Below are 25,365 nucleotides of genomic sequence, written 5' to 3'. Positions count from 1 at the left end.
TTACCAGTCCTTGACGGTGATGCTCTTGCTGCCGGAAAGGACGACGCCGACGAGTTTCGGCCCTACCCCCTTGGCTACCTTGAAGCTCTCATCCTTGCGGAAATCGGTTCCACCCTCGGTCTTGCCGGTGACGGTGACGTGCAGCGGGTGTTCTCCGGTCATCGCGTTGCCGACGTGGATGCGTTGCACGCCACCCTTTCTGAGCGCCTCGATCTCGTTGTAGGTATAGAGGTGATGCGCGACCTCCTTACCGTCGAGCTCCACGGAGACCGAGTCGAGGCGGAACTTCTCCTCGCCCGCGAGCGAGACGAAGAGGGCGACCTGGGTGTCGGAGGGGTACAGGAGCTTCTCCTCGAGACGGCTCAACTGCGCCGCGATGGAGAGGACGTCCGCCTTGATCTCCTGGACCTGCTCGTCAAGCCCCTTCACCTGCTCCGCAGTCTGCCGGGCCGCCGCCGTCTCCGGTTTGGCCACTGCCTCCGGCTTCGCCGCTGCCGCCCCTGCCGACGCTTCGACCGGTTTGGTCGCTTGCACCGCTTCGGCCAGCTCCGCCGCGTCAACGGCATCCGCCGGTTCCGCCGCGTCAGCCGCTGCCGACGCTTCCGCGAAACGGCAGTCCGCGCCGTCGACGCAGGCCGTCTCCTCCGCACCAGTCGCCTGCCGTGAAGCCTCCGTTTCCGTCTGCACCGGGGCCGCTTCCAGCCCGAACGCCGCGCCGGTCATCAAAAAGAGCGCGATCCCTGCGATGACTGCCTTAAGTAATTTCCCCATACGCCCCACCTCTCCTTGGTTTTCCATATCTAGATCATCCCCACCATGTTGACGAACACCCCCTGGCGCCGGTAGCTCAGGTCGGTCAGATCGTCGGAGAAATCGCTGAAGTTGTAGCCGGCGCCGATCTTGAAATGGTTACCGAGGTGCCGATAGACCCCGAGGAGCACGCCGGTGCGGCTGTCCTGGGCGTCGGGGAGGTCGAGCCACCTCCCCTCGACGAGGGCATCCCACTTGTGCAGGAAGCGCCAGTCAACCCGCCCCACCACGAGGTGCGCACGGCTGTCGAAGTACTCCGGGTTCACCCGGTCCATGCTCACCTGCCCGAGCCGGTACGCGTACTTGCCCCCCACGGTCCAGCGCGGGGTCAGGTCGTACATGGCGTCGATGGAGGCGATGTGGCTGCGCTGCATGAAGCTCGCCCCCGTCGTCGTGCCGGTGATCTGGTCCGCCGACGGCATGTTGTAGAAATAGGTGTACTTGACGAGGGCGTTTAACCGGTCGTTCATGACCGGACGATAGGCGTAGCCGACCACCGCCTCGGTGTATCCACCGTCGCGCAAGTCCCCCTCGGAGCTCGTGCTCTTCGAGTAGTTGAACTTGCCGATCAGGCGCCAGTCCGGGGTCATCTGGTACTTCAGGCTGTTCTTGAAAAGCCAGGTGGTGCGCTTCTCGCGGCTCAAATCGGTCTGCTGGGCGTCGTCCTCCCGGTATTCCACGGCGCTTGCGAGCTTCACCTTGTCGAAACCGTAGCCCGCGTTCACACCGACCGCGGTCCTTTTCAGCTCCGCGCCGGTCAGGTTGTCGGTGAGCGTCCCGACTTCACCCTTGGCGCCCAGGTTCAGGCGGTCGGTGGGGGTGAGGTCGACGCCGTAGGAGTGCAGAAGACCGCTGGGGGCGTCGCCGTGGGTGTAGCGCTCCTCGCCGTAGACGCTCGTCGTGTCGGAGTAGCGGGAGCGGAACCCGGAGGTCATGGTCCCTTTTCTCGCCTGCACGCCGTTGTCGCTCCTCTCATTCTCGAGGGCGTAATTCATGTAGAGGGTGGTCCGGTCGCTGTAGAGGTACTCGGCGCCGAAGCGCCCGGCAGCGCCCTGGTCGCCGGCGGAGAGCTCGCCGTTCACCTTGAAGCGGTCGGTCACCCGGTAGGTGCCCCCCGCGCCGGTCCGGGCGTTGTCTTCGCGGTTCCCCGAGGTCTGCACCGACTGCTGAGTGAAGAGGTAACCCATCCACCTAGTCTTCGAGTCGTAGGCGACCTTTCCGACGAGGTCAGTGCGGGTGCCGGTTTCCTGGGTGAGAGGAACCACGAGTGACTCGTCCCTCCGGTGATCGACGCGCCCGCCGACCGAGGCGGTCCAGTGCTCGTCCACCTGGTACTGGGCGTCCGCCTCGGCGGCCGTGGTCTGCAGCCCCTGGTCCACCTCGCGACGGTCTCCCTTGAAGGTGAGCTTCACGCGGTCGTTCACCGGGATCTCGGCGCTTCCGCCGACCTGGAGCGTCTCCCTGTCCGCGACCTGGCCGGGAGCGGAGTAACCCGCCTCGAGGAGCTGGCTGTACAGGGTGATCCGCCCGCGCCAATCCTTGCCGAGGTCGGCAAGCCCCAGGCTCGCATCCACCCGGTAGGCACCCGCGCTGACCGCCGCATCATCCGGCGTCTGCACCGTGCCGTACTTGAAGCCGCCGTCCTGCGAGGTGGAAGTGAAGAGCCCGGTCCCCTTGCTGCGCCCGGTCTCGAGTTTCAGCCAGGTGGCGGCGGACTTGCGCAGGGTGAGGTCCGCACCGACGAGGCTCTCCCCGGCGTCGCCGTCGTCTCCCTTGCTGCCGGTGACGCCGAGCTTCACGTAGTCCCCGAACCAGTAGTGGGCGTGTCCGCCGAAGGTGACGGAGTCGAGCTCGGCCACCCCCGGGGTGTACTCGTAGCGGGCGACCAGGTAGACCGGGTTACCCCCGATGGCGTCACTATGGACGAGGAGGTTGTCCGAGGCGGTCGACTCGAGGGGCTGGGTGAGCACCAGGCGTCCCTGCAGGTAGTCGACGTCGTAGTCCTGCACCGCGGTCAGGTCCTTGGTCGCGAGGACGATGCCGCTGTCCTTGTCCCTCACCTCAACACGCACCCGCTCCGAGCCCTGCAGGACGTCCTGGCGGCGCAGGTAGTAGAGCGATCCCCCGGTGCCGCGGAACTCGTCGCGTCCCGCCATGGTCCCCGGCTCGGCGGCAAAGCCGTCCACCACGAAGCGCTTCTCGCCGAAGCCGGTCACGCCCGGGAGCTGGTAATGGAGGTTTCCGCCGTAGAGGCCGCGGTCCACGTGGGCTAAGTCGTTGTCGGTGTAGCCGACCCTGAAGTTCCCCCACAGACCGTAGTTCTGGTTTTTGGCGAGCTTCGCGTAGAACTTGCCGCTGGTCGGCGCGTCCTCGGTCACCGTGCCGTCGTCGCCGTAGGTCGGGAAGTGGTAGTCCTGGTCCATGCGCCGGAAAAGCGCCTCGGGGGACTTCTCCAGGAAGTTGGAGAAGATCTCGTTCAGCGGACCCTCGCGGGTGTCGGCGCTGGCGGTGAGCCCCCAACCGTCGCCGAAGCTCCCCTTGGTGTAGAAGGCGAGGCGCCCCTCGGCGTCGAGGGTGCGGCCGTACTGCGGCCGGTCCGGCGCGAGGAGCTCGGCAGGGCCGCTCGTCTTGTTGGCGGAGAGGGTCAGGTCGGCGATCCCCACGGTGAACCAGTCGTTTTTCTTCATGGCGAGGTCGCGCAGGTAGAGTTGGCCGTTCCCCGCCTGGTCGAGCACCGCCACCTCGACAGTGTGCGTCCCCTTGGGAAGGATCTCCTCGGCGATGAAGCGCCCCTTGGCGTCCACCGGTGCCGGGTAGCCGGCAAGCCAGACGCGGTGCCCCGTAGGAATCGCGCTGCCGTGGGCGAGGACGCTGCCGCCGGCGACCGGGATGTTCTTAGCCGCGATGCGGCTTCCCCCGTATCCGGCCAGAAGCTCGCGCTCCGGGTCCGCCTTCGCGGCGGCGGGGTCGGCATGGTCGATCACCCAGAGCGGCTGGGGGACCGTCTCGTCGAAGTTCCCCTCGGCGTCGTAGACCCGGACCAGGTACTTCAGTTCCCTCACCGGTGCGGCAAGGGTTTCAAACGATGCGCGCCACTCCCCCACCCCTTCGCCGTCCAGGGGAACCACGGCGAGCGGCAGGTCGCGCTCCGAGACGGCCGCGTCGAAGATGCGCACCTCGCCCCGCTTGATGAAGCTGTGGTAGTTCGTGTAGAGGCGGAAGCGGACCAGGTCCCCGTCGCCGTCCACACCCTCTTCCCGGTAGGCGATGCTGCGCGGCCAGGCGGTGACGTTCAGCCTCGGCTCCGCCTTCAGGTCGTCGTAGCGGAACTGGATCTCGGCGCGGTCAAGCGCCAGGTCGGTGCAGCGCTGCAGGTCGGGGACGCTCTTGTTCAGATCGTCGACCGGTTTTCCGTCCACCGAGATGCGCATGAGGTTCAAGGCAAGGGGATCGACGGTGTTCACCTCGCGGGTCATGCGCAGGATGTCCACCCCCTCGTAGTCGTTCACGGGGACCTTCTCGTCGTAGATCACCTGCACCTCGACGCGGGAGGCGCCGGTACCGGTGAAGCCGGTGGCGACCACGTCGTCGGACTGGACGTAGCCGCGCCCCTCGAACTCCGCCCTTGCCGGGGGGAGCCCCATCTTCTCGCTCACCGCGAGCATGCTGCGGCGGGCGCGCGCCGTGGCCCAGCCGACGTCGTCGCCGTAGATGGCGGCGTTACGCCGGTCGAGCCGCTCGTTTTCGATGTAGCCGGTGAAACGAAGCCGTACGTTGGCCCGCTCGCGGATCTGCGCCATCAGTTCGGTCAGGCGCTCGGTGTAACCCGCCGGGAGGACGGGGTTGCCGTCCGCAAAGAGGATCGGGGCGACCGGGCCGGAGGGGGGATCGTAGACCCGCGTCACCGTCTCGCTTCCTGCGTCCTCGGGACAGAGTTGGGGCTCGTCGGGGAGTTCCTGCAGGGGGTCGTCGTGCAGGAACTCGACCTCGACGCGCCGGTTCAGCCCCCTCCCCTGCTGGGTGTCGTTGGTGGCGACCGGCTGCACGCTCCCCTTGCCGTCGCTCTCGAAGACCGTCTTCTTTTCCTTCAGGGTGTCCTGGACCGCGAGGGCGACGCGCCGCGCCACCGCCCGCGAGAGGCCGATCTGGTCGCCGTAGATGCGCTCGTCGCGCGCCTCCAAGGGTGCCGTGTCGCTGTAGGCGGTGAAGCGGACCGCGACGTCTTGCTTGTCCTTCAGGTTGTCGAGCGCCTGGCGCACCTGCCTTAGAAACTCCTCCGGGACGGTGACGAGCGCCGCATCGTAGTGCATCGGGGCCACGAGGTGCTTGAGCCTCACCCGGTGCGCAAGCCCCTCCTTGTAGCGCATCTTGCAGACCGTTTCGGTGCGGCAGACCTTGACGCGGTTCACCGTGGCGGGAACGATGACCTCCTTCTCCACCATCTTCTCGCCGATCTCGTCGTACCAGACCTCCACCTCGACGCGGCGGTTCTGGGCCCGCCCCTCTTCGGTCAGGTTCGAGGCGACCGGACGGGTATCCCCGAGCCCCTCGTAGGAGATCGCCTCGGGGGGAAGCCCCAGGGCGCGCTGGCAGTATTCGGCCGTGGTCCCGGCGCGCTCGCGGGAGAGCCCGGTGTTGTCGGTGAATTTCCCCTGGAGGGTGGGGCTCAGCCGCTGGCTGTCCGCATGTCCCACGAAGTGGAGCCGGACGTTCTGGCGCCCGCGCATCTTCTCCAGCACGCCGCGCAAAAGGTCGAGGTATTCCCTGGTGATCTCCGCGTCGCCGGTGCGGAAGTGGATCGGCGGGACGAGGTTCGCCACCTTGACCGTCTTCACATCCTTCTCGGGAACCTGGCGCTTCTCGGTGCGGTCCCCCTGGTCCTCACCGAAGACGGCGGGGTCGAGGAGCCACGGCGTATAGCTCACGTCCTTCGGGAGGTGTCCCTCGGTGGTCTCGCCGGGGCCGGCCGCCTCGCGGACGCCGGGAGCGGCACCCGCCGGGGCGGACGCGGCCGGAGTCGGCGCCTTGGTCGCGGCGGTCGCAACGGTCTCTTGCGCGGCGGCGGAGCCTGCCATGCAAACCAGGAACAAGCATGTAAGGGCGATACTTTGCTTCACCATTTCTCCCATCCATCCGGTCCAAAGGGTCGGGTTGCCTTGTTCACTTCTCTTCCAGTCGGCAGGCATCACGGCGGAGCCCCCCGGCGCCAGAAGATCTCGGTTTCCACGGTGAGGGGATAGCCGTCACCCCAGCGTTCCGTGATCTCCTTCTTGAGCGCCTTCAGGCGACCCTGCACCAGCGAATCCTTCTCGATCTCGGCCAGGTAGGAGAGGCGCAGGACGGCCGGGGACTTCTCGAGCTCCTTCATGAGGAGCTCGATGCGCGGCCGCCACTGCCGACGCAGCTCGGTCTTGCCCGGCTCGAAGGCGCCGTCTGCAACGTCCATGGAGATGACCCGGTGGATGGCGGCGCCGAAGTTGAAGCGGAGCATCTTGCCGCGGGTCGCGCGCTCCACCTGCGGGTTCTCCGTGGTGACCCGGTAGCCGGTGGGGAGGGTGCGTTCGTCGAGTTTCAGGATGAAGTTGCTGCCGCGCTCCTCGTCCGGGACGACGGCACAGGTGATGTGGAAGCGCCCGAACTGGTCGGTGCCGGCGATGAGCCCCCGCGCCGTCACGACACGCACGCCGGCAAGCCCCTTCTCCCCCTCGTCCTGGTAGCCGTTGCCGTTACCGTCGTCGAAGACCTTGCCGATGACGTCGGTGCAGTCGAGGTCGGCATCCGGGACGACGCGCACCGTGGCGGAATCGACCAGCGAGGCGACGCTGTCGGTGACCGTGCTGAGCACCTGGGCCCGGTTCACGTACTCCCCTTCCGAGACGCCGGAGCCGACGATCATGAGGAAGGTGATGCTGTGGCTCGATTTCGTCGCGAGCTCGCCCACGGTCCAGACCATCTGCCGCGCGTTGAGCGCGGGTTCCTTCTTCACGCCGTCCAGGCGTGCCGATCCAGCGACGTATTTGAAGCCGAGCGGGAAGGTGTCCACGACACTCAGGTCCCTGAGCGCCGCGCCGAGCGTGTTGTTCAGGGTGATGGTGTAGGGGACCAGCTGGCCGCGCGTCACGTTGGTTACCGACACGCTCTTCTTGATGGAGATGGCGGTGTCGAGGGTCGGGTCGACGGCGATGTGGTTGTTGTAGATCTGGCCGTAACCGGGCTGCTGGTTGTTCAGGGTGAGGCGCAGGTAGTAGGCGGTTGCCGGCCCCGGGAGCACCGTGACACCCGGCGCGAGCTCGGAGGCCTGAGCCTCGCAGTAGCCGGGGGGCGTCGAAACCGCATCCAGGCCGCTCCCCGGGCAGGCAGGGACCGAGAAGGTGATAGTGGCCTCGCCCGAGGCGGGAGGAACGAGCCGCGACTCGCCGGTCATGTACCCGGAGGCGGGCGGGGTCACCCGGATCAGGTATTCGCCGCCGGAGGGGCAGGAGGGATCGGAGAAGTTCAGGTCGAACTTGTAGAAGCCGCCCGCCGTGGTGACCTGCCCCTGCTGGGCGGGATCGTTGAAGCAGGCGCTCGAGACGGCGGTCATCCCCTTCGCCTCCACCATGACGAGCGTCGCGCCCGTAACCGGTGTGCGCACGACGGAGTTGTAGACCACGCCGTTGGGGGTGAGCGGGAGGTCGAGCCCGCCTATGAGCGTGCCGCCGTCCGCCACGATGGCCGAGATGCGCTGCATCGCGTTCGTGAAGGGGGAGTTGCACCAGCCGAGCATGGCCGTGGAAGCGGTGGCACCGGGCGCGGTGAAGCGCAGTTCATAGGCGGGGACCCCTCCCGGGTTGGGGGTCACGCCGCTGAAGCGGTAGGAGCCGTCGGCGGCGCTTTGCACCGTCCCGACCACGCGGCCGTCCTGGTAGAGGTCGACGGACCAGCCGGCAGCGGGGGTCTCGCCGCCGTTCATCGTCTTGTCGTGGTTTGCGTCCTGCCAGATCGTGCCGGCGAGGGTGGCGCTTCCGGGCGTCCCGCCGACGGTGACCGAGGTCCCCGCGTTGGCCAGTTGGGACGGGGTGTCCCAGGAGGCCTGGGCGGTGTTGGCGACGACGCTTCCGCTTGCGACGGTCGCGTTCAGTTTCACCTGGAAGCGAAGCACGACGGCGGCGCCGGGAGCGAGCGCCCCGTAGGCGGTACCGTAGTCGGCGAGGAGGACCGGGGCGGTGAAGCTCACCCCGTTGACGGAGCCGTTCATGAGCGCACTCCCCGCCACGTAGCTTCCTTTCCCGGAGAGCTGCGTCAGGTCGTCACTTAAGACCACGGCGGTCGCCAGGACGAGCCCGACGTTCACGGCACGGATGGTGTATTCGAGGACGCTTCCGGCAAGGGCGGCGCCCCCACCCACCACCGCGACCGACTTGGTGAGCGTAAGCCGCTGCACGTTCCCCACCACGATCACGGTCGGCTGGTAGCCGTTGCCCGGATTGCCGTCGGCGTCCGTCTTCACCGCGGGGAGCTGCGCGGAAGCGACATTTCCCTGGTTGCTGATCACGGTCCCGGATACGACGCCGGGATCGACCAGGACTTTGAAGGTGACGACGCCGGTGCCTCCAGCCGCGAGGGTGCCACCGGGGGAGGAGGACACGGAGAGCCCCGCGGAGTAGACACCGACGCCGTCGGTAAGCGGTGAACGGCCGGCGGGGGGATCCGCCAGTGTCTGGCCGTTCAGCCGCGTGGAACCCGCAACGTAAGTCGTGTTGGCGGGGATCGCATCGGTTAAGACCACCCCGGTCGCGTCGACGCCGCCGGAGTTGGTCATGCTGATGGTGTACTGCAGCTCGTCACCCGGATCGAGGAGGCCGTTACCGTTGCCGTCCGTTGCAAGCCGCACCGTCTTCAGTGCGTAGACGAGCGGCAGGCTCCCCACCACCACGGTGGTCGGGTCGTCCACGGCCGGGGTCGCCGGGTCGTCGGAGACCTCCTCTTTGAAGGCACCGCTCGCGGCGCCGGTTCCGTCCACCACACCCTGGTTCGAGATGAGGGTTCCCGCGACGACGCTCTTGTTCACCTGCACCTGGAAGGTGACGGTGGCGACGTTGGTCGCCGTTCCGGCTGCCGCGGGCATCGCACCCGGGGTGAGGTTCGCCGGGGAGTTGACCGTAATGCCCCCCTGCAGCGGGCTCACCCCGGCGGCGGGATCGGCCACCGCCTTGCCGTTCAACGTGGTGGAGTTCGGGAGATAGGTGGTGTTCGCCGGGACCTGGTCGCGCAGCGTCACCCCGGTCGCGTTCTCGGTGCCGTCGTTTTTCAGCGTGAGGGTGTAGGTAAGGGTGTCGCCCGCCTTCACGATGCCGGTCCCGGAGGTCACGTCCCGCACCGTCTTCTGGAAGGTGAAGGAGGGGGCGGAGGCGATCACGGTCCGGGTCGGATCGGTGCTGCCAGAAAGGGACGGGTCGTCGCTCAGCTGCGCAGGAAGAAGCGGCGAGGCGATCTGCGCCTGGTTCGCGACGAGCGAGCCGTTGTCGAGGACCGGTGCGAGGGTCGCCTGGAACTCAACCACCACCGTGTCTCCCGCCTCCCCCTGCGGTGCTATGTTCAGGTTGCCGATGCTCACCACGCCGGTTCCCTTGAGGCCGCCGGTCGCAGAGGTCGCGGAGGTTGTCGCGCCGGCCGGGACGGTGAGGAGCTTCAGGCTCCCCGGCGCGAACATGGCGCTCTGGTTCAGCCTGTCGAGCTCGTCGGTCAGGGTGAAGTTCGCCGATCCCAGCGCGCCGACGTTCTTCACGGTCAGCGTGTATTTAAGTATGTCGCCCGGCTTCGCGGTGGCGCCCGTCCCGCCGGTGGTCGCGTTCGCCACCGTCTTCGTGAAGGTTAAAAGCGGCGCCTGGGTGGTCACGGTGAAGGCATCCTGGGTGTCGACGACCCCGGGGGTGCCGTTGGTGAGCGCTCCGGTCAAGGTCTGGATGTTCCCCGGTGCGGTGACCGCGGGGTCGGCGCTCTGCCAGCTCGCGGCCCCCGCGACGTTGGTGAGGGTGATGCCACCCGCGGTGTACGGGTCGAGTGCTGCGGCGTAGGTGACGATCAGGCGCTGGTTCGGCGCGAGCGCCGCCTGGGCCGACTTCATGGTGACGGTCATGGTGCAGGCGGGCGCGGGCGCGAAGCTCACCGTGAAGTCGGTGCCGTTCGTAAGTGTCCCCGAGACCGGGGTGACCCCGTCCGCCTGGTAGATGCGCGCGGTCACGTTCGTGGGGGCCGAGCCGCACATGCTCCCCGGTGCCGGGGTGGTGACGTTGGGGAGGAGGTCGGAGATGACGGCCTGCCAGGCCGTGCTCGCGCCCGTATTCTTTATATCCAGGGTGAAAAGACCCGGGGCGAGCGCGTTGATGGTGGCGGGCCCGCTTTTTTGCAGCGTGAGTGCGGGGGCGACGATGGTCACCGCGCCGCTGGCACCCGGGGCGCCGTTGGCCCTGGTCGCCGGGGTGGCGTTCACCCCGTTGTAGGTGTAGCTCGCCGTGTTCTGGAACTGTTTGCCCGGCGCGTTCATCGCCGCATTGGTGAGCACGAGGGTGACGTCGAGGACCGCCTGCTGACCGGCGGGGATGTCGATCCCTGCGGCGGCATCCTCGATGACGAGGCTCGTGGCGCTCCCCGTGTTCACCGGGGTGAAGGCGGGGCCGGAGATCCGCTGCACGCTTACGAAGCGGAGATCGACGCCGGTCGCCGCGGAACCGAGCTCATCCAGGACGCGCACGTCGTACATGGCGGTCGGCTGCGGCACGGCGGGGACGGTGATCCGGTAGGTGAAGGGCTGGCCGATGGCCGTCTTGTCGACGAGTGCGCTCTTGCCGAGGGCGGTCGCCGCCGCCGTTGTGAGCTGCACCGTGGCCGGGGGAGTGGCCGGGTAGGCCTGGCGCTGGTCGACGACGCTTCCCGCCGGGACATCCTGGCTGTCGAAGGAATAGTAGGTGGTGGCCTGCGCCTGGTTGTTGAGGGTCACCCCTGCGCCGAGCCCCGCGTCGGCCTTCAGGGTGTAGACCACCTGCAGCGTCTTGCCGGCCGGAATGGCGTAGAGCGAGGCGGAGCCCGCGACGTCGAAGTTCCAGGTCGCGACGCCGGTGGCCTGGCTGTAGCTCGGGGGGAGGATCGGGAGCGTAGCGCTCACCACACCCGTGGCGCTGTCGACAAGCGTCACCGAAGTCGTGCTGACACCCCCCTGGCGCAGACCCAGGGGGAGCGTGTCGGCAAGCACCGCGTTGTAGGCGGGCGCGGTGCCGGCGTTCACCAGCTTGACCGTATAGGCGACGTTTTCTCCGGCGGCGATCACCGTGCCGCCGCTTGCCGTCGCGGCGCTCTTCGTGACGCTCAAAAGCGGCTGCCAGAGGTTAAGGGTCGCCTCCGATTTCCTCGGTGTCGCGGCGACGCCGTTGACGGCGTAGGAGAGGGTCGCCCCGTTCACGAGCTGCTGCGCCGTCGGGGACTGCGCCAGCGTGTTCTTCAGGACGCGCGCGCGGTACTGGATGGTCAGGGTGTTGTTGGCCGCGTTGTTGTCGGCCACGTTGGTCACGTTACCCAGGTTCCAGGTGACGCTCCCGGTGGTACCCGGCGCGGGCTGGGAGATGAGCGTGTAGCTGAAGTTCCCCCCCGAGGCGGGGGCGACGCTCACCAGGGAATCGAAGGCGAGCCCCGGCGGGAGCAGGTCGGTGAGCACCACGTTTCCGGTCACCCCCTCGCGCAGGTTAAGCGCAAGGTTGTAGACCACGGTGTCCCCCACGCGCAGGGTCGCGTCGGTGGCGCTCGCGCCCGCACCGATCCAGGAGTCGGAGACGACGCTCTTTACGAGGGTGGTGGGGTCGAACGAGGCGAGCTCTGTGGTGACCGGGCCGGTGCAGTAGTTGTTGGGCGCGGTGACGTTCGGACACCCGGCGCCGGTGCGCTCTCCCGCGACGGCGCCGGAGAGGGAGGTCCAGTCGGCGTAGACGCGGTTCACGATGGGGGCGCCGTCGGTCGCGAGCACGGTGGCCAGGTAGCTTATGACCAGGGTGCCGCCGGCGGGGATGTCGAGGCTCGCGTCGCCGTTTTGCGCCCCCCATACCACCTCACCTCCTGCGCGGGCCGCGGGGGTCGTCACGAAGCCGCTCACGGTGGCGCCGTCGATCTGGGCCGAGGCGGAGCCGGGGACGAGCGAGAGGTTTGCGGGGAGGAAGTCCATCACGTCGGCGTCGTAGGCACGGGAGGTGCCGTCGTTCTTGACGGTGACCGTGTAGCGTACAACGTCCCCCGGCACCGCGGGCGCCGAGGCGTCCTTCCCGGCCGGGGAGGCGTAGGCCGCCGCCTTCGTCGCGGTGAGATGCGGTTCGACGACGGTCATGGCGGCCGTGGTCGCGGCCCCTCCCGCCGCCTGGCTCAGGCTGTCGCCGTTAATCTTGTTGTAGGTGTAAGACGCGGTGTTCGCGAAGTCGAGCCCGTTTTTGTTGGCGGCGGCGTTTTGCAGCGCGACGGTCACCTGGACCACCACCTGTCCCCCTGCCGGTATGTCCACCCCGGTGGCGAGGTCCTGGAGGATGACGTTGCCGGCCGTTCCCGTGTTGGTGAGGTTCCAGGCGCCTCCCGAGATCACCTCGGCGTTCACGAAGCTCATCCCGGCGGCGGAGAGCCCCAGGTTGTCGAGGATCCTCACGTCGTAAAGCGGCACCTCGGCCGGAACGGCGGGGACCTTCACGAGGTAGCTGAACTGCTGGCCGATGGTGGCAGTGGCCTGGGCGGGGTTCGCCTTGGAGAGCGCCCCCGGCGCCTGGACCGTCACCCGTGTCGGGTCGCCCCCGGAACCAAGGAGCACGGTGCCGTTCACGTATGGGTCGTCGGACACCCCCGCCCACCTGGTCGCCGGGACGGTGCTGTTGTCGATGCCGGTGACGCTCGCCTGGTTGGAAAGGACGGCGCCGTTTTGAAGCGCCGCGTCCACCGTGGCGTCGAACTCGATCATGAGCTGCGCGTTGGTGGTGGTCCCGCCGGGGAGGGTGAGCCCGGTCACGGTGATCGCGCCCTGGGAGGTGCCGGTGGGCTGGAGGACCCTCGTGCTCCCTCCGGCCGGGGTGACGGTTACGTTGGCGATGGAGCCGAGCCCGACGGGGAGGACGTCACTTATGCTCACGTTGGTGAGCGGAGGCCAGGTGAAGTTCTGCAGAAGAAGCGTGTAGTGCAGCCGATCGCCCGGGAAGGCGGCGGCGGCCGGGTTGGTCCCGGTGGTTGCGTCGCGCACCGTCTTCTGGAAGTAGTAGCCGGCAAGCGCCGCGGTCACCGTGTAGGCGTCCTGGAAGTCAAGGGTGCCGGGGGTGCCGTCGGTGATGGCGCGGTCGTACTCGCGGCGCCCGGCGAAGCCGCTACCCGCGCTGTACCACCTGGTCGCACCCGCGATGTTGGTGAAGCTAGCCCCCGAGGCGACGCCGGTGGAGTCGACTTGGGCCTGGTAGTTGATGATGAGGCGCTGGGTGGGGGCGATCTTCACCGTGTCGAGCAGGGTGAGGGTGAGAAGCCCCGGTGTGCCGCTTCCGCCGCTCCAGGTGAGGGTGTAGTCGGTGCCGCTTACAAGCGGTGCGGTAACCGGGGTGATCCCGTCGGAGGCGTAGATCCGGGCGGATAGGGTGCCCACGGGGGACGCCCCCGCCATGCCCGCCGGGATGCGGTCGGTGACGGTCGCGTTCCAGGCGTCCCCGCCGCCGGTGTTCTGCACGTTCAGGGTGTATTGCACCTGCGAGTCCATGTTCACCGTGGCGGCCGAGCCGGTCTTCTCGAGGGTGAGCAACGGCTCCACCACGGTCATCGGCGGTGTAGTGCCGGGCCAGGCCTGGAGGTCGACCATGCTCGTCGTGTTGATCGGCTTGTTGAACCACATCTTCGCGGTGTTGGAGAACTGGGTCCCGGCGAGGTTCACGCTCGCGGGGGCGTTGTCGAGGACGACGGTGACCTGGATCTCCAGGTTGTACCCCGCCGGAAGCGAGGCGAGGGCCGCGTTGTTCTCGTAGGAGAAGACCAGGTGCTTAGTGCCGTCGGAGAGGATGCCGGGGTGGTTGGAAAGCCAGGAGGCGCTGGCACCAAGGGCAAGGGGCGCGCCGCCGTTTAACGGGGTCCTGGCGCCGGTCGACGGGTTCACGAGATACGCGGTGTTGGTCACGTAGCTGAGCGCTGCCCCGGTCGCGGTGAGGTCGTCCGGGATGACCACGTTGGTGACCGTCGCGTCGTCGGCGTTGGAGATGTACTGGAAGGTGCCGGAGGCGTCGAGTTTCCCGAGGAGCGGCACGCTGATGGTGTAGGTAAAGGGGGCGCCCACCGCGGCGGTGGTCTGCGCCGGCGGGTTCTTCTTGGAGACCGCGTCCACCGGCACCATGAAGGCCTGGCAGGAGGGGCTTATGTTGTTGTACCCGCCCGGCGCCCAGTAGATCCAGAAATCGGACTGGGTCGGGTCGTTGCACGACATGTTGCCGTAGTAGAAGACGTCCAGGAAGGCGATGTAGTAGGACTGCTGCTGCGGGAAGTTGAAGTTTATGTTGGTGATCGGGAAGCCGCCGATGGAATCGGGGAAGTTCTTGATGGTGCAGTTCGTGTCGATCCCGAAAGTGGAGGCACTGCGCACCGCCGCCAGGGTGGCGGGGTTGTTGCCGTCGACCACGCCGCCGAACTGGGAGCAGAAGATCCCCGCGGCGAACGCGGTCGAACCCGTGCCGAGTGCGGCAAAGAGCAGGAGCGCGGTTAGAGTCAGGCGGAGACGGGAGGAAGTCCGAAGCAGCAGCCCTGCGACCATCGATACCGTCAGCTTTATCCGGATAAGATTTCTCACTTCAGCCCTCGACGAAGAAATTGCACCACACACGTAAAAATAAAAAACCCGCGCCACAGCCGGTGCTTCGGCTGTTGACGCGGGTTTCACTTGCCCCGTAGGGATGAGACTTACCGCTGTTCGATTTTACGGCGGCCCGCAGGCCGTTGTTACTTCATCCGCTCGTTTCGCACCGCGTCGCAGACGCGGTAGTCGGCGATGTTCACCGTGACCTGCAGGTGCGGCGCGGAGAGAAGACCTATCTCCTTCATGCACTCGGTGAGCTTCTTCTTCCACTCAGGATCGAGGGTCCGTATCGTCATCTCTTTCATTGCATGCCTCGCAGGTTTTGATTGTGGGCAATAAAAAAGGGCGCTCTCATCCGCCAAAAGATGAGAGCGCCCCTTGTATCGGTATATGCCCGGATGCCAAGATGGTAACTCATCTCTTCGGCAACCCGGCTATCCTAATGTCAGGACCCGTGGCTTTGCGTCACCAGATCACTCTGGTTTTGCCCGTTCGGAGAACGTATTCACTTTTTCGACGGCCGCAATCGGCCGCCGGAATAAAAAAAGGGCGCTCTCATCTGCCAAAAGATGAGAGCGCCCCTTGTATCGGTATATGCCCGGATGCCAAGATGGATACTCATCTCTTCGGCAACCCGGCTATCCTTTATGTCAGGACCCGTGGCTTTGCGTCACCAGATCACTCTGGTTTTGCCCGTTCGGAGAACTTTACTTAATGCTTTGTAACGACGGGTCACCTTTTAGCAGATGACTTTATCGATTGCAACATTTTTTTTACACGCCTTTACTTTTTCACCATCCCCTCGATTGCCTGCGCAGCACCGCCAGCAGCGCCCATCTCCCCGTTTCACGCCGTACGGCACATCCCTTCCGGCGCCGAGAGCTCCCCAACATACGCCCCGAGTTTCGCGTCGCACTCCCTTATATGGCGGTTGACCCAGTGGTCCAGGATGACCAGCAGGTCGATGGTCAGGTTCCCCTCTTTGTTGCGGCGGCTGTGCACGTCTATCATCCTCTGCCTGAAAAGCTCGTGCTCGTCCCGGTGTGCGAGAAAATTGGGATAACAGGTCTCCATCATCAGCATCAGCTCGTAGTCGAAGCACTGCGACATGCAGACGAGGATCTCATCGAGGATGTAACTCTCAGGGTTGATGCCGACCACGAAGCCGTCGTACGCGTCGTTTATCATCCGGACGATGTACCGGTGACACTGGTCGACGTCATCGATGCCGGTCTCCAGATCCGGGGTCCATTTCGTGTTAAACATAAGCCCTCCGCACATGGCGTCATGCCAGTCACCGGAATGTTAACGCTGTATGCTCTGATACGTTTCGCACGCCCCATGAACGCAAAAAAGCCGGGGCCTCGATATCTTAAGTGATATTTCGGCGACCCGGCTGTCTCGGTGAGACCCTGTAGGCTTTCCGTCCCATCCTCGCGGATGGTTTAGTATTGTCGTCTATCCTTCTCTGGTATTACGAGCGAAAACATATCGCACGTCGAAAAGCATGTCAATGAGATTTCCTGCATATGTCGACACGTCCGGCGAACAGGGAGGCGCGCCGCTGCTATTTGCCCCCCAACACCGCCTTCACCTTTTTCAGGGTGTCGATGTTCTTCTGCAGACCGCTCACGTTCTTCTCCATGTCGGAAATGGTGGTACCCAGTTGCGCGACGCTGCCGATCACGCCGCCACTGCCGGCGGCCTTTTGCAGCAGTTCCGAACCGAGGTCGCCCATCTGCGCGTCGGCCCTGTGCTCGGTGACCGAACCGCACAGATAACCACCGGCAAAAACGAGGGCGAATGCTGCAACGCGCAGGGTTAAGACAACGTTTTTGTGTGCTATGAGTTTCATCCTGTTACCTCCTTGAGTTCTTTTGACTGACAAACGCCTTATTGATAGCACCTTGCAGCCTCAAGTCAAACGTGCCCCCTGCCGGTGCCCTCCGGGCTGCCGCCACGGCACAGCCCGGGCAGGGAGCGACTGACTCATTTGGGAGATTCCATACCTCATTTGAGGTATAATCCGACGCTCCCGGCACCGCTACGCGCGCCCCCATCTCGCCCTGGACGAGATCAACTGCCGCAATTTCTGCAACTTGCATCACAGCCGAAAAACTTGGCACGGGGAATGCTATAAGGGAAGACAGAAGTTCAAACCAAACAAACTTTAGGAGATCCACAATGAAAAAGATCGTTTCCTCCGTAGTCGCTGCTCTCGTTGCTGTTGCTTTCGCTGGTGTTGTTTTCGCTGCTGACGCTGCTCCGGCTGCTGCTCCGGCCGCTCCGGAAGCTAAGAAAGAAGAAAAAGCTCCGGCTAAGAAAGTTGCCAAGAAGAAAGCTGCTAAGAAAGCAAAGAAAGCAAAGAAAGCTGAGAAGAAAGACGAGAAAGCTCCGGCTGCTGAAGCTGCTCCGGCTGCGAAGTAATCAGGTCTTAACCTGTAACGTTAAAGCCGCCCCTTGGATGACCATCGGGCGGCTTTTTCAGTTGATGCTGTGCCGTAAACCTGAGCCCGCTCGGGTGGGAGTGCAATCGTAACAACGGGGGGCTGATGCGCAAAGTCGCTTACAGCTGGGATGGGCTGGTGACCTGCGGGTATCTGCTGGTGATCGTCCTTGGCTACGTCGATTACGTGACGGGGGACTACTCGCTGCTTCTTTTCTACCTCGGACCGGTCGCCATGGTTTCCTGGCTTAACGGCGCACGCGGCGCCGTCCTCGTTTCCCTGCTGTCCGGCCTTGCCCGCTACTTCTCCGACTACTACAGCCATTCCGCACTCACCTTCAAGCCATGGAACTCCCTCGAGGACATGGCCCTCATCGCCGCGGTCGCCTTCCTCGTTCTCGTGATGAAAAAGATGATGACCGAACCGCAGCGCTGACCTGCTACCCTGTCACCAGTATCGCCCTGAAGTCGTTCACGTTGGTGAGGGTGGGGCCGGTGACCAGACTTTCCCCCAGAGCCTCGAAGAAACCGTGTCCGTCGTTGTCGTCCAGGCGCGCCCTCGGGTTGATCCCCAAATCCCATGCCCTTTTAAGCAGTTCCGGCGTCACGATTCCCCCCGCGACCTCCTCCTGCCCGTCCACACCATCGGTGTCACCGGCGAGGGCGTAGATCCCTTTCGCGCCATCAAGTGCCACCGCCAGGGCGAGCAGGAACTCCACGTTGCGCCCGCCGCGCCCTTTACCCTTCACCGTCACCGTTGTTTCGCCTCCGGAGAGGAGCACGCAGGGGGCTTGAAAAGGTTCGGCGCGACGCGCGACCTGCAGGGCAAGCCCGGCCATGACCTTGCCGACCTCGCGCGCCTCCCCCTCTATCCTGTCGCTTAGGATGTACGCGGCGACCCCCTCCCGGCGCGCCGTTTCCGCTGCCGCTTCCAAGGCGCCCTGCGGCGTGGCGACGAGCCGGAATTCCGCGCGCGCAAGGCGCGGGTCCCCCGGCTTCACCGATTCGCCGGAGCCCAGGCATTGACGTAGGTGGTCAGGCAGCTTGATGCCGTAACGGTCGATGACGGCGAGCGCATCGGCGCAGGTGGTCGGATCGGCAACGGTGGGGCCGGAGGCGATGTCGGTCGGGCCGTCGCCGGGCACGTCGGAGATGGCAAGGGTGACGACACGGGCCGGATGACAGGCGGCGGCGAGCCGTCCCCCCTTGATGGCGGAGAGGTGACGCCGGACGCAGTTGATCTCGGAGATGCTTGCGCCGCAGGCGAGCAGGGCGCGGCTCAACTCCTGTTTCTCCTCGAGCGTCACGCCCGGGATGGGGAGCGGCAGGAGCGCGGAGCCGCCGCCGGAGATGAGGCAGACAACGAGGTCGTCGGGGGTAAGGCCGTCGACGAGTTCGAGCATGCGCCTTGCGGCGTGCCGGCCGGCCTCGTCCGGAACCGGGTGTGCGGCGCTCACGATATCGATGCGGCGGCAGGGGACCTCGTAGCCGTAGCGCGTGACCACGAGTCCGGCGGAGATCTCGCCGGTCCAGGCCTCCTCGAAGGCGCGCGCCATGGCGGCGGAAGCCTTGCCGGCACCGATCACGACCACTCTCCCGCGGGGGAGCTCGGGGAGATGGGCCTTCAGGCAATGCTCCGGCAGGGCGGAACGGACGGCGGCTTGGAACATCTTCTCAAGCAGTTGACGCGGCTCCATCGTCTCCTCCTAGGGTCGGATTGAGCATAGATACAACAGCTGGGAGCGCTGTGCAACTGCTAACGCGCTGCCGGGGCGCGCTGCCGCCAGACAACCGGCAGTCTCTGCTTGTGGACGGTGGACCGGGTGCGGGGTGGGTGGTATGGGATGCGGGGGCAGAGTGCTGGGGCACAGAGAAGGCCTGCCGCGGCTACGGCAGGCCATGCACAAAAGGGAGCGCCCGCGTCAGTAACTCTCCTTCCTGATCCAGCCGTACTTCTCGCCGGCGTAGAAGTGACCGTGGCAGGAGCACGGCCCGTCGTCGTAAATCTCCAGCACCTGCACCTCGCCGCAGACCGGGCAGGGGGGAGTGGTCCGCGCCCTCCTTTTCGCCTCTTCCCTGAGCCCGGCAAGTTGCCCCTCGAGCGTCTCGATCCTCGCGGCCAGTTCGCGGTCCAGCAGGTGTTCGAGACAGCCGTGCACGCCGCATATCCCCTCTTTGCCGTCGACCAGAACGGGATGCGGGCAATCGGTACAGGTGCAGTCGGCCCGGAAGTTACCGCACAGAGGGCAGCGGTTCTCCTTGATCTCCGGTAAGGAGAAACATCCCGCCGGGTAGATCCAACTCATAATGGAACGACTCATGGCTCTCCTCCTGTCTTAAAGGGCATTCGCCACAGCATTAGAATCCTTGCATAAAAACAGTTAAATGCAACCGGCGCCTGCATCGGCAGCAGCAAAAGCTGAACTCTACTCGCCCCCGCCTGCCGAGGCACGTAGGAATCGCCGCTTATTCCGCCCTGTCCCAGTTACGCGATGGCGCCTGCAGTTCGAGATAAAGTGTTGCAGCGCTGTCGGTTTTATCTTCTGAATAAAGAAGTCACCCCTCCCCGCTTTGCCGCATCACCGTATACACAATCAGGTGATATTAATATTCCTAAAGTCTCACTATACCAATGACGAAAAGCTTTTAGTCATCCCGCTGGCAGCCTTATTCACACACCGCACCAAATCATCAAGAGAGAGGAGCAGCTATGAGAACAATGCCCAATCCGGCAGTCGTGTTGCCTTCCATGCCGGCCGACCTCTCCTGATCATCAAAGTAAGGCCATCGGACAAGATCCGGCGGCTAGAGGAGCAGCACACACCTGCAATACAACACCATGAGGAGGGAAGCGATGAAGAAAAGGTTGATCAGTCTCACTGTCGCAGCATCGATGGTCTTTTGCGGAGCCGCCTTCGGCGAGGAAATCAAGGTGGGCGGAGGGGGCGCCCCGATCGACGGCTATCTGAAGCCGGTGAAGGAGGCCTTCGAGAAGAGCACCGGCATCAACATCAACCTCAACTTCAGCAGCGCGACCCTCGCCTTGAAGCAGTTGATGGCTGGCGAACTGGACGCTTCCGCAGCCGGGCTTGCCTACGAAGATCTAGTGAAGACAGCCGCGAAGGAGAACATCCAGGTTCCCCAGCCATCCGCGTACGTCGCGAGCGTGATCGGCGCCAGCAAGATCTACACGGTCACCCACAAGGACAACCCGGTCGCCGCCCTTTCCATGGAGCAACTGAAGGGGATCTTCACCGGCAAGATCACCAACTGGAAAGAGGTGGGTGGCAACGACGCCCCGGTGCTCATCGTACTTTCCTCGATCAACCCCGCCACCAACGCCGCTTTCAAAAAGATCGCCATGGCAGACGCCCCGTTCGCCGCGGACGTGGTTGATGCTGGCCGCTTCGAGGACGTGCGCGAGAAGGTTGCCGCGAACCCCGAGGCCATAGCCTTCGGCCCGGTCACCATGGTGGACGCCACCATCAAGACGGTCAAGACCCCGGACGTGGCGCGCCCGGTCATCCTGGTCACCAAGGGGGAACCGACCCCGAAGGTCCGCAAGCTCATCGCCTTCATAAACGGCGAGGGGCAGAAGTACATCAGGCAGTAGGGTGACGCACCAGGGAGAGGACTTCAGCGCAAGGACGGAGTGAATGATGACCATCAAGACCAAACTTACCCTCAACGTAATCATCGTGATCCTCATCGTCGCCGGGGTCGCCATCGCCAGCATCGTCGGCATGCGCTTCGTCGACAGCAAACTGAAGGACCTCACCCAGCGCAGCACCCCGTTCCAGATGAGAACCGTGGAGTTCCAGCGCCAGATCCAGGAAGCGACGGCGGACCTCATCAAGGTCAGCGCATCCAGAAACCGAAGCGAGTTCCAGAGCGCGAAGGCAGAGGCGGAGAAGACGCTCGCGCAGGTGGCGACCGGGCAGGAGGCGCTGCAGGCCCTCTCCGGCGACGTGAAGCTGGAGGCTCATGAGGCCTTGGCCGGCATAGCCACGGAACTCTTCACGGTTACCTCGGGAAAATTGAAGGCCGAAGAGGACGCCACCACGGCCAACAAGGCGATAAACGATCGGCTCCTTGAGGCGACTACCCGCCTCAAGGAGCTCGATGCCAAGATCAAGGGGCTACAGTCGACGAGCTCCAGTTCCTACAGCAGATCGGTGACGGAAACAAAGAGCGTCTCGGACCGCGCCCGCAGCGTGGAGGCGCTGAAACTCACCCTGAAGGACTTCCACCTCGGGCTTTTGGAGGTCAGCAAGGCGTCCACCAAAAAAGGCGTCCTCATCTCCCAGGCGAAGTGCAACACCGCCATAAGCAAGGCGCTGCAAAACGAAGCCGCCAAGAGTTCCAGCGGCATCTCGACCGACCTCAAGTACCTGAACGCGAGGATCGTCCCGTTCGGCAAGGCCCAAGGCGCGACCCTCGACCCCGGCGTCACCGACACCTCGGCGCGGGACCAGCTCTTCTCCGAGATTACCCAGAAGATGAACGCGGTGAACCTGGTGCTCGAGCAGGAGTCCGCCATGGCCACCGACACCCTCGGCTCGGAGACACGCAAGCAGGCCTCCTATTTCGGTAACTCCACCGTCGCCACCGGGGTGATGGCGAACAACTCGGAACTCCTTTCCCTTGGCCTCAAGGTGGACGGCCTCACCTCGCGCCTTTTCACCGCGACGAGCGCCAAGGACGTCGACGCCATCGAAGGCGAAATGAACGGGTTGTTCGGCCGCATAAGCCAGGTGGACGCCCAGCTCTCCAAGTCGCTCGTAAAACTGAACGCGCGCACCGAGACCGCGCTGCTGCGTCAGGCGGAGGGGGCCCTCGGCACGGTGAAGGGGCTCCTCTTCGTCAAGGACGGGGTGCTCTCGAAGATCCGCAACCGCCTGGAAATGGAGGTAAAGGCGACGGCCGCCATGGGCAAGCTGCGCGAGATCGTCCAGAAACAGGCGGAAAGCGGGCAAAAGACGGTGAGCGTGGCCCAGGTGGACCAGGAAAAGGCGATCACGACGGTGAACAGGATGGTCCGCTTCTCGACCCTGCTGATCGGCGCTATCAGCCTCGGGGCCATCCTTTTCGGGATCGTCTTCGGTGTCTGGGTCTATCGCTCCATATCGAGGCCGCTCGCCCAACTGCTAGGTGTGTCGCAGGCGGTGGCCAAGGGCGACCTGTCGGTCCGCATCGACACCAACAACAGCGACGAGGTGGGCAAGGTCCAGCTCGCCATGGGGGAGATGGTGAACAACCTGCGCGGCATGGTCGGGAAGATAAAGGATGCGACCCAGAGCCTTGCCAGCAGCTCCGAAGAGCTCTCCGCGACGGCCGTCGCCCTCGAGCGGGGCGCCGAAGAGCAGACCACGCGCATCGACCAGTCCGCTACCGCCATGACCGAGATGACGCAGACCACAGTGGAGGTGGCGAAGAATTCGACGGACACCTCCGACGCCGCGGTGCAGATGAAGGGAATCGCCGACCGGGGCAAGGTGGCGATGCAGTCAACGGCGCGGGAGCTCGACCGGTTCGCCGAATCGGTGAAGGAGGCGGCCCAGAAGGTGGAATCTCTCGGCAAACAGTCCGAGGAAATCAGCGACGTGGTGACCCTCATAAACGACATCGCGAACCAGACGAACCTCCTTGCACTCAACGCGGCGATCGAGGCGGCGCGCGCGGGCGAACAGGGGCGCGGCTTCGCGGTGGTGGCCGACAACGTGCGCGAACTCGCCGAACGGACCGCGACGGCGACGCAGGAGATATCGCAGACCGTCAAGACCATGCAGAACAGCGTCAGGGACTCCGTCGCGTTCATGCACGAAGAGCGGGAGTCGGTGGAGACGGTGCAGGGGCAGGTGCAACAGACCCTGGTCGCCATCGGGGAGATCGTGAACTACGTCGAGCAGGTGGCCGACATGGTGCAGAGGATCGCCGTGGCCGCCGAGGAGCAGTCCTCGACCAGCGAAGAGGTCTCGAAAAACATGGACGGCATCCACACCATCGCCAGGGAGCTCAGGAGCTCCTTCACCGACATAAGCCATTCGTCGGGCGGGCTTTCACAGCTCGCCACGGAGCTGAACGGCATGGTGGGATGGTTCAGGGTGTAAGAAGTTATCGCTCTCCGCGCGCTGATGATATATACTCGACCGGCAAACTCATGAAAGGCTGGGAGTAGGATGCGCATCCTCATCATCGAAGACGAGCAAAAGGCCGCCAATTACCTCAAGAAAGGTCTTACCGAAAACGGCTTCAGCGTCGACATCGCCAACGACGGCGAGGACGGGCTGCACCTCGCCATGACGGAGAGCTACGACCTCATCATCCTGGACGTCATGCTCCCGGTAAAGGGTGGCTGGGCCATCATCGAGGAGCTGCGCGCTGCGGGCAACGACGTCCCGGTCATCTTCCTTTCCGCGCGCGACGCGGTGCATGACCGGGTGCACGGCCTGGAGCTCGGGGCGGACGACTACCTGGTGAAACCGTACGCCTTCTCGGAGCTGCTTGCCCGCATCAGGATCATACTGCGCCGCCACCCGCTGCAACAGTCCGAACTTTTGAGGATGGCGGACCTCGAACTCGACATGGTACGCCACAAGGCACGTCGGGCTGGTCAATCGCTCGACCTCACCGCAAAGGAGTTCCAACTGCTTACCCTTATGCTGCGGCGCCGCAGCGAGGTACTCTCGCGCACCACGATATCGGAGCAGGTCTGGGGGATCAATTTCGACAGCGACACCAACGTGGTCGACGTCGCCATCAGAAGGCTCAGGAAGAAGGTGGATGACCCCTTCACGCTGAAGCTCATCCACACCATCAGGGGGGTCGGCTATGTCATCGACGAAGAAGCGTCCTGACCGCCCCCGCGCCATCTCGCTTACCGCCCGCCTGGTCGGCTTCTACTTCGTCGCGACGCTTTTGATCCTTTTGTGCACGAACTGGTTCCAGTTCAAGCGGCTCTCCAAGGACCTCGACTACGAGGACAACGATTTCCTTGTCGAACGCATCGTCAACTTGAGGGACATCATCGCCCGTCATCCCGACGCGCTCAAGGACCAGATGCCCGCCAACAAACCTGGACAGCAAAGCCACCACCTGGTGCGCATCCAGGACGCCGAGGGACGTACCCTGCTGCAGTCCCACGGGATAGAGACCATTCCGGTGGACCTCTTCCCGCCTGCGGTGACCAGCAGCGAGAAGATCGGCCGCGGCGTCAAGTATCGCGCCGGGAAAGAGAAGCATTACCTGCTGAACGCCGCCTGGGCCGGGCGCGACGGCGACCCGCATTACCGGCTGGTACAGGTCGCCCTGAACATCACCAAGGACGACGCCCTCATGTCGAAGTACCTGATCCGGACCGCGTCGTCGGTGGTGATCGGGCTGGTGCTCGCCGCCGTGCTCGGGGTCATCATTGCACACAGGGGTCTCAGACCTCTCAAGGAGATGGCGGACAAGCTCTCCGGCATCACCGAGGCCGACCTGCACCAGCGCACCCGCATGGTGGGTACACCGCGCGAGCTGGAAGAACTTACGATCGCCCTGGACGCGATGCTGGAACGGCTCGAGGAATCCTTCGGGCGCCTCTCCGAGTTTTCCGCCAACCTCGCCCACGAACTGCGCACCCCGATCAACAACCTGCGCGGCGAGGCGGAGGTGGCCCTTTCCCGTGCCCGTTCCGAGGACGAGTACCGTCACATCATCGAGTCCGCCATCGAGGAGTACGAGCGGCTCTCCCGCATGGTGGTCGACATCCTGTTCCTCGCGCGCCCGGACCGTTCCTACCAGCCGGAGCTGATCGACGTCCGCGCCGAGGTGGAGCGACTGGCAGACTACTACGGCAACGTGGCGGACGAGGATAATACCGCCATCGTCATCGAGGGGGAGGGGGAGGCCTGCGTCGACCCGCACCTGTTCCAGCGCGCCGTGGGGAACCTGATCTCAAACGCCCTGCATTACACGAAGAAGTTCGGCGAGATCAGGGTGAAGCTAAGACCGCTCTCCGACGCGGGGCTCGAGCTGATCGTCGAGGACGACGGCATGGGAGTGGACCCGGCCGAGCTCCCGCGCGTCTTCGACCGCTTCTACCGCTCGCCTCAGGCACGCCAGGTCTACAACCAGGGAAGCGGGCTTGGACTCGCCATCGTCCGCTCCATCATGAGCCTGCACGGCGGCACCGTCTCGATGGCGAGCGCCCCCGGCAAGGGAACGGCGGTCACCCTCGGCTTTCCTCCTCCCCGCCCCGGGTGCCGCGCGCATGACTGCGCACCGGCGGCACAGGAAGGATGAC

14 protein-coding genes and 3 riboswitches are annotated in these 25,365 nt (G+C 64.9%); of the genes, 6 read left to right on the top strand and 8 right to left on the bottom strand.

From position 1 onward, the window contains the following. From E4633_RS20730 to E4633_RS06285, 6 genes are all read right to left on the bottom strand, one after another. The gene (locus E4633_RS20730; protein WP_246037929.1) at positions 1-771 is read right to left on the bottom strand and encodes a hypothetical protein; all 771 of its coding nucleotides are present in this window, start codon (positions 769-771) and stop codon (positions 1-3) included. A gap of 29 nt (positions 772-800) precedes the next feature. After that, positions 801-5,930, bottom strand: coding sequence for an OmpA family protein (locus E4633_RS06300; RefSeq protein WP_135869374.1), 5,130 nt, complete (start codon positions 5,928-5,930; stop codon positions 801-803). Between the two features lie 65 nt (positions 5,931-5,995). Continuing rightward, complete coding sequence (locus E4633_RS06295) at positions 5,996-14,626, bottom strand: SdrD B-like domain-containing protein (protein WP_135869373.1); 8,631 nt, start codon at positions 14,624-14,626, stop codon at positions 5,996-5,998. Positions 14,627-14,775: 149 nt separating this feature from the next. Further along, positions 14,776-14,937 carry a hypothetical protein gene (locus E4633_RS20530; protein WP_198419389.1) on the bottom strand — a complete coding sequence of 54 codons (162 nt, stop codon included), beginning with the start codon at positions 14,935-14,937 and terminating at the stop codon, positions 14,776-14,778. A gap of 116 nt (positions 14,938-15,053) precedes the next feature. Continuing rightward, positions 15,054-15,131: riboswitch (cyclic di-GMP riboswitch) on the bottom strand. Between the two features lie 126 nt (positions 15,132-15,257). Beyond that, positions 15,258-15,336, bottom strand: a riboswitch (cyclic di-GMP riboswitch). Between the two features lie 142 nt (positions 15,337-15,478). Further along, the gene (locus E4633_RS06290) at positions 15,479-15,898 is read right to left on the bottom strand and encodes a bacteriohemerythrin (protein ID WP_162604944.1); all 420 of its coding nucleotides are present in this window, start codon (positions 15,896-15,898) and stop codon (positions 15,479-15,481) included. A 117-nt stretch (positions 15,899-16,015) separates the two neighbouring features. Continuing rightward, positions 16,016-16,092: riboswitch (cyclic di-GMP riboswitch) on the bottom strand. 107 nt (positions 16,093-16,199) lie between these two features. Then, on the bottom strand, positions 16,200-16,487 hold the full coding sequence (locus E4633_RS06285) for a hypothetical protein (protein WP_135869371.1): 288 nt from the start codon (positions 16,485-16,487) through the stop codon (positions 16,200-16,202). 329 nt (positions 16,488-16,816) lie between these two features. Here E4633_RS06285 and E4633_RS06280 point away from each other — a divergent pair, with 329 nt between their 5' ends. Next, on the top strand, positions 16,817-17,059 hold the full coding sequence (locus tag E4633_RS06280) for a hypothetical protein (RefSeq protein ID WP_129124663.1): 243 nt from the start codon (positions 16,817-16,819) through the stop codon (positions 17,057-17,059). Between the two features lie 125 nt (positions 17,060-17,184). After that, on the top strand, positions 17,185-17,514 hold the full coding sequence (locus E4633_RS06275; protein WP_135869370.1) for a hypothetical protein: 330 nt from the start codon (positions 17,185-17,187) through the stop codon (positions 17,512-17,514). 4 nt (positions 17,515-17,518) lie between these two features. Here E4633_RS06275 and E4633_RS06270 read toward each other — a convergent pair whose 3' ends face one another. After that, positions 17,519-18,775: a glycerate kinase type-2 family protein gene (locus E4633_RS06270; RefSeq protein ID WP_135869369.1), complete on the bottom strand. Its 1,257-nt coding sequence runs from the start codon at positions 18,773-18,775 to the stop codon at positions 17,519-17,521. A gap of 225 nt (positions 18,776-19,000) precedes the next feature. Beyond that, positions 19,001-19,399, bottom strand: coding sequence for a hypothetical protein (locus tag E4633_RS06265; RefSeq protein WP_135869368.1), 399 nt, complete (start codon positions 19,397-19,399; stop codon positions 19,001-19,003). 533 nt (positions 19,400-19,932) lie between these two features. On the opposite strand from E4633_RS06265, the gene E4633_RS06260 reads away from it, so the two are divergent. The 4 genes from E4633_RS06260 (at position 19,933) to E4633_RS06245 (ending at position 25,364) form a co-directional block, all read left to right on the top strand. After that, entirely contained in the window at positions 19,933-20,691 is a 759-nt protein-coding gene (locus tag E4633_RS06260; protein ID WP_162604943.1) for a substrate-binding domain-containing protein, read from the top strand. Between the two features lie 46 nt (positions 20,692-20,737). Then, complete coding sequence (locus E4633_RS06255) at positions 20,738-23,188, top strand: methyl-accepting chemotaxis protein (RefSeq protein ID WP_135869366.1); 2,451 nt, start codon at positions 20,738-20,740, stop codon at positions 23,186-23,188. 69 nt (positions 23,189-23,257) lie between these two features. Continuing rightward, the gene (locus E4633_RS06250) at positions 23,258-23,935 is read left to right on the top strand and encodes a heavy metal response regulator transcription factor (RefSeq protein ID WP_135869365.1); all 678 of its coding nucleotides are present in this window, start codon (positions 23,258-23,260) and stop codon (positions 23,933-23,935) included. Further along, the gene (locus tag E4633_RS06245) at positions 23,910-25,364 is read left to right on the top strand and encodes a heavy metal sensor histidine kinase (RefSeq protein WP_135869364.1); all 1,455 of its coding nucleotides are present in this window, start codon (positions 23,910-23,912) and stop codon (positions 25,362-25,364) included. Before E4633_RS06250 ends, E4633_RS06245 begins: the two co-directional genes overlap by 26 nt. Position 25,365 lies beyond the last annotated feature (1 nt).

Origin of the sequence: Geomonas terrae (assembly GCF_004791675.1) — a bacterium.
GTDB lineage: Bacteria > Desulfobacterota > Desulfuromonadia > Geobacterales > Geobacteraceae > Geomonas > Geomonas edaphica.
This window is presented reverse-complemented; position numbering and strand designations above follow the sequence as displayed.

Bases quoted from the DNA above. Each gene is read 5' to 3' on its own strand.
- E4633_RS20730 (WP_246037929.1), bottom strand. From the start codon at position 771: ATGGGGAAATTACTTAAGGCAGTCATCGCAGGGATCGCGCTCTTTTTG.
- E4633_RS06300 (WP_135869374.1), bottom strand. From the start codon at position 5,930: ATGGTGAAGCAAAGTATCGCCCTTACATGCTTGTTCCTGGTTTGCATG.
- E4633_RS20530 (WP_198419389.1), bottom strand. From the start codon at position 14,937: ATGAAAGAGATGACGATACGGACCCTCGATCCTGAGTGGAAGAAGAAG.
- E4633_RS06290 (WP_162604944.1), bottom strand. From the start codon at position 15,898: ATGTTTAACACGAAATGGACCCCGGATCTGGAGACCGGCATCGATGAC.
- E4633_RS06285 (WP_135869371.1), bottom strand. From the start codon at position 16,487: ATGAAACTCATAGCACACAAAAACGTTGTCTTAACCCTGCGCGTTGCA.
- E4633_RS06280 (WP_129124663.1), top strand. From the start codon at position 16,817: ATGAAAAAGATCGTTTCCTCCGTAGTCGCTGCTCTCGTTGCTGTTGCT.
- E4633_RS06275 (WP_135869370.1), top strand. From the start codon at position 17,185: ATGCGCAAAGTCGCTTACAGCTGGGATGGGCTGGTGACCTGCGGGTAT.
- E4633_RS06270 (WP_135869369.1), bottom strand. From the start codon at position 18,775: ATGGAGCCGCGTCAACTGCTTGAGAAGATGTTCCAAGCCGCCGTCCGT.
- E4633_RS06265 (WP_135869368.1), bottom strand. From the start codon at position 19,399: ATGAGTCGTTCCATTATGAGTTGGATCTACCCGGCGGGATGTTTCTCC.
- E4633_RS06260 (WP_162604943.1), top strand. From the start codon at position 19,933: ATGAAGAAAAGGTTGATCAGTCTCACTGTCGCAGCATCGATGGTCTTT.
- E4633_RS06255 (WP_135869366.1), top strand. From the start codon at position 20,738: ATGACCATCAAGACCAAACTTACCCTCAACGTAATCATCGTGATCCTC.
- E4633_RS06250 (WP_135869365.1), top strand. From the start codon at position 23,258: ATGCGCATCCTCATCATCGAAGACGAGCAAAAGGCCGCCAATTACCTC.
- E4633_RS06245 (WP_135869364.1), top strand. From the start codon at position 23,910: ATGTCATCGACGAAGAAGCGTCCTGACCGCCCCCGCGCCATCTCGCTT.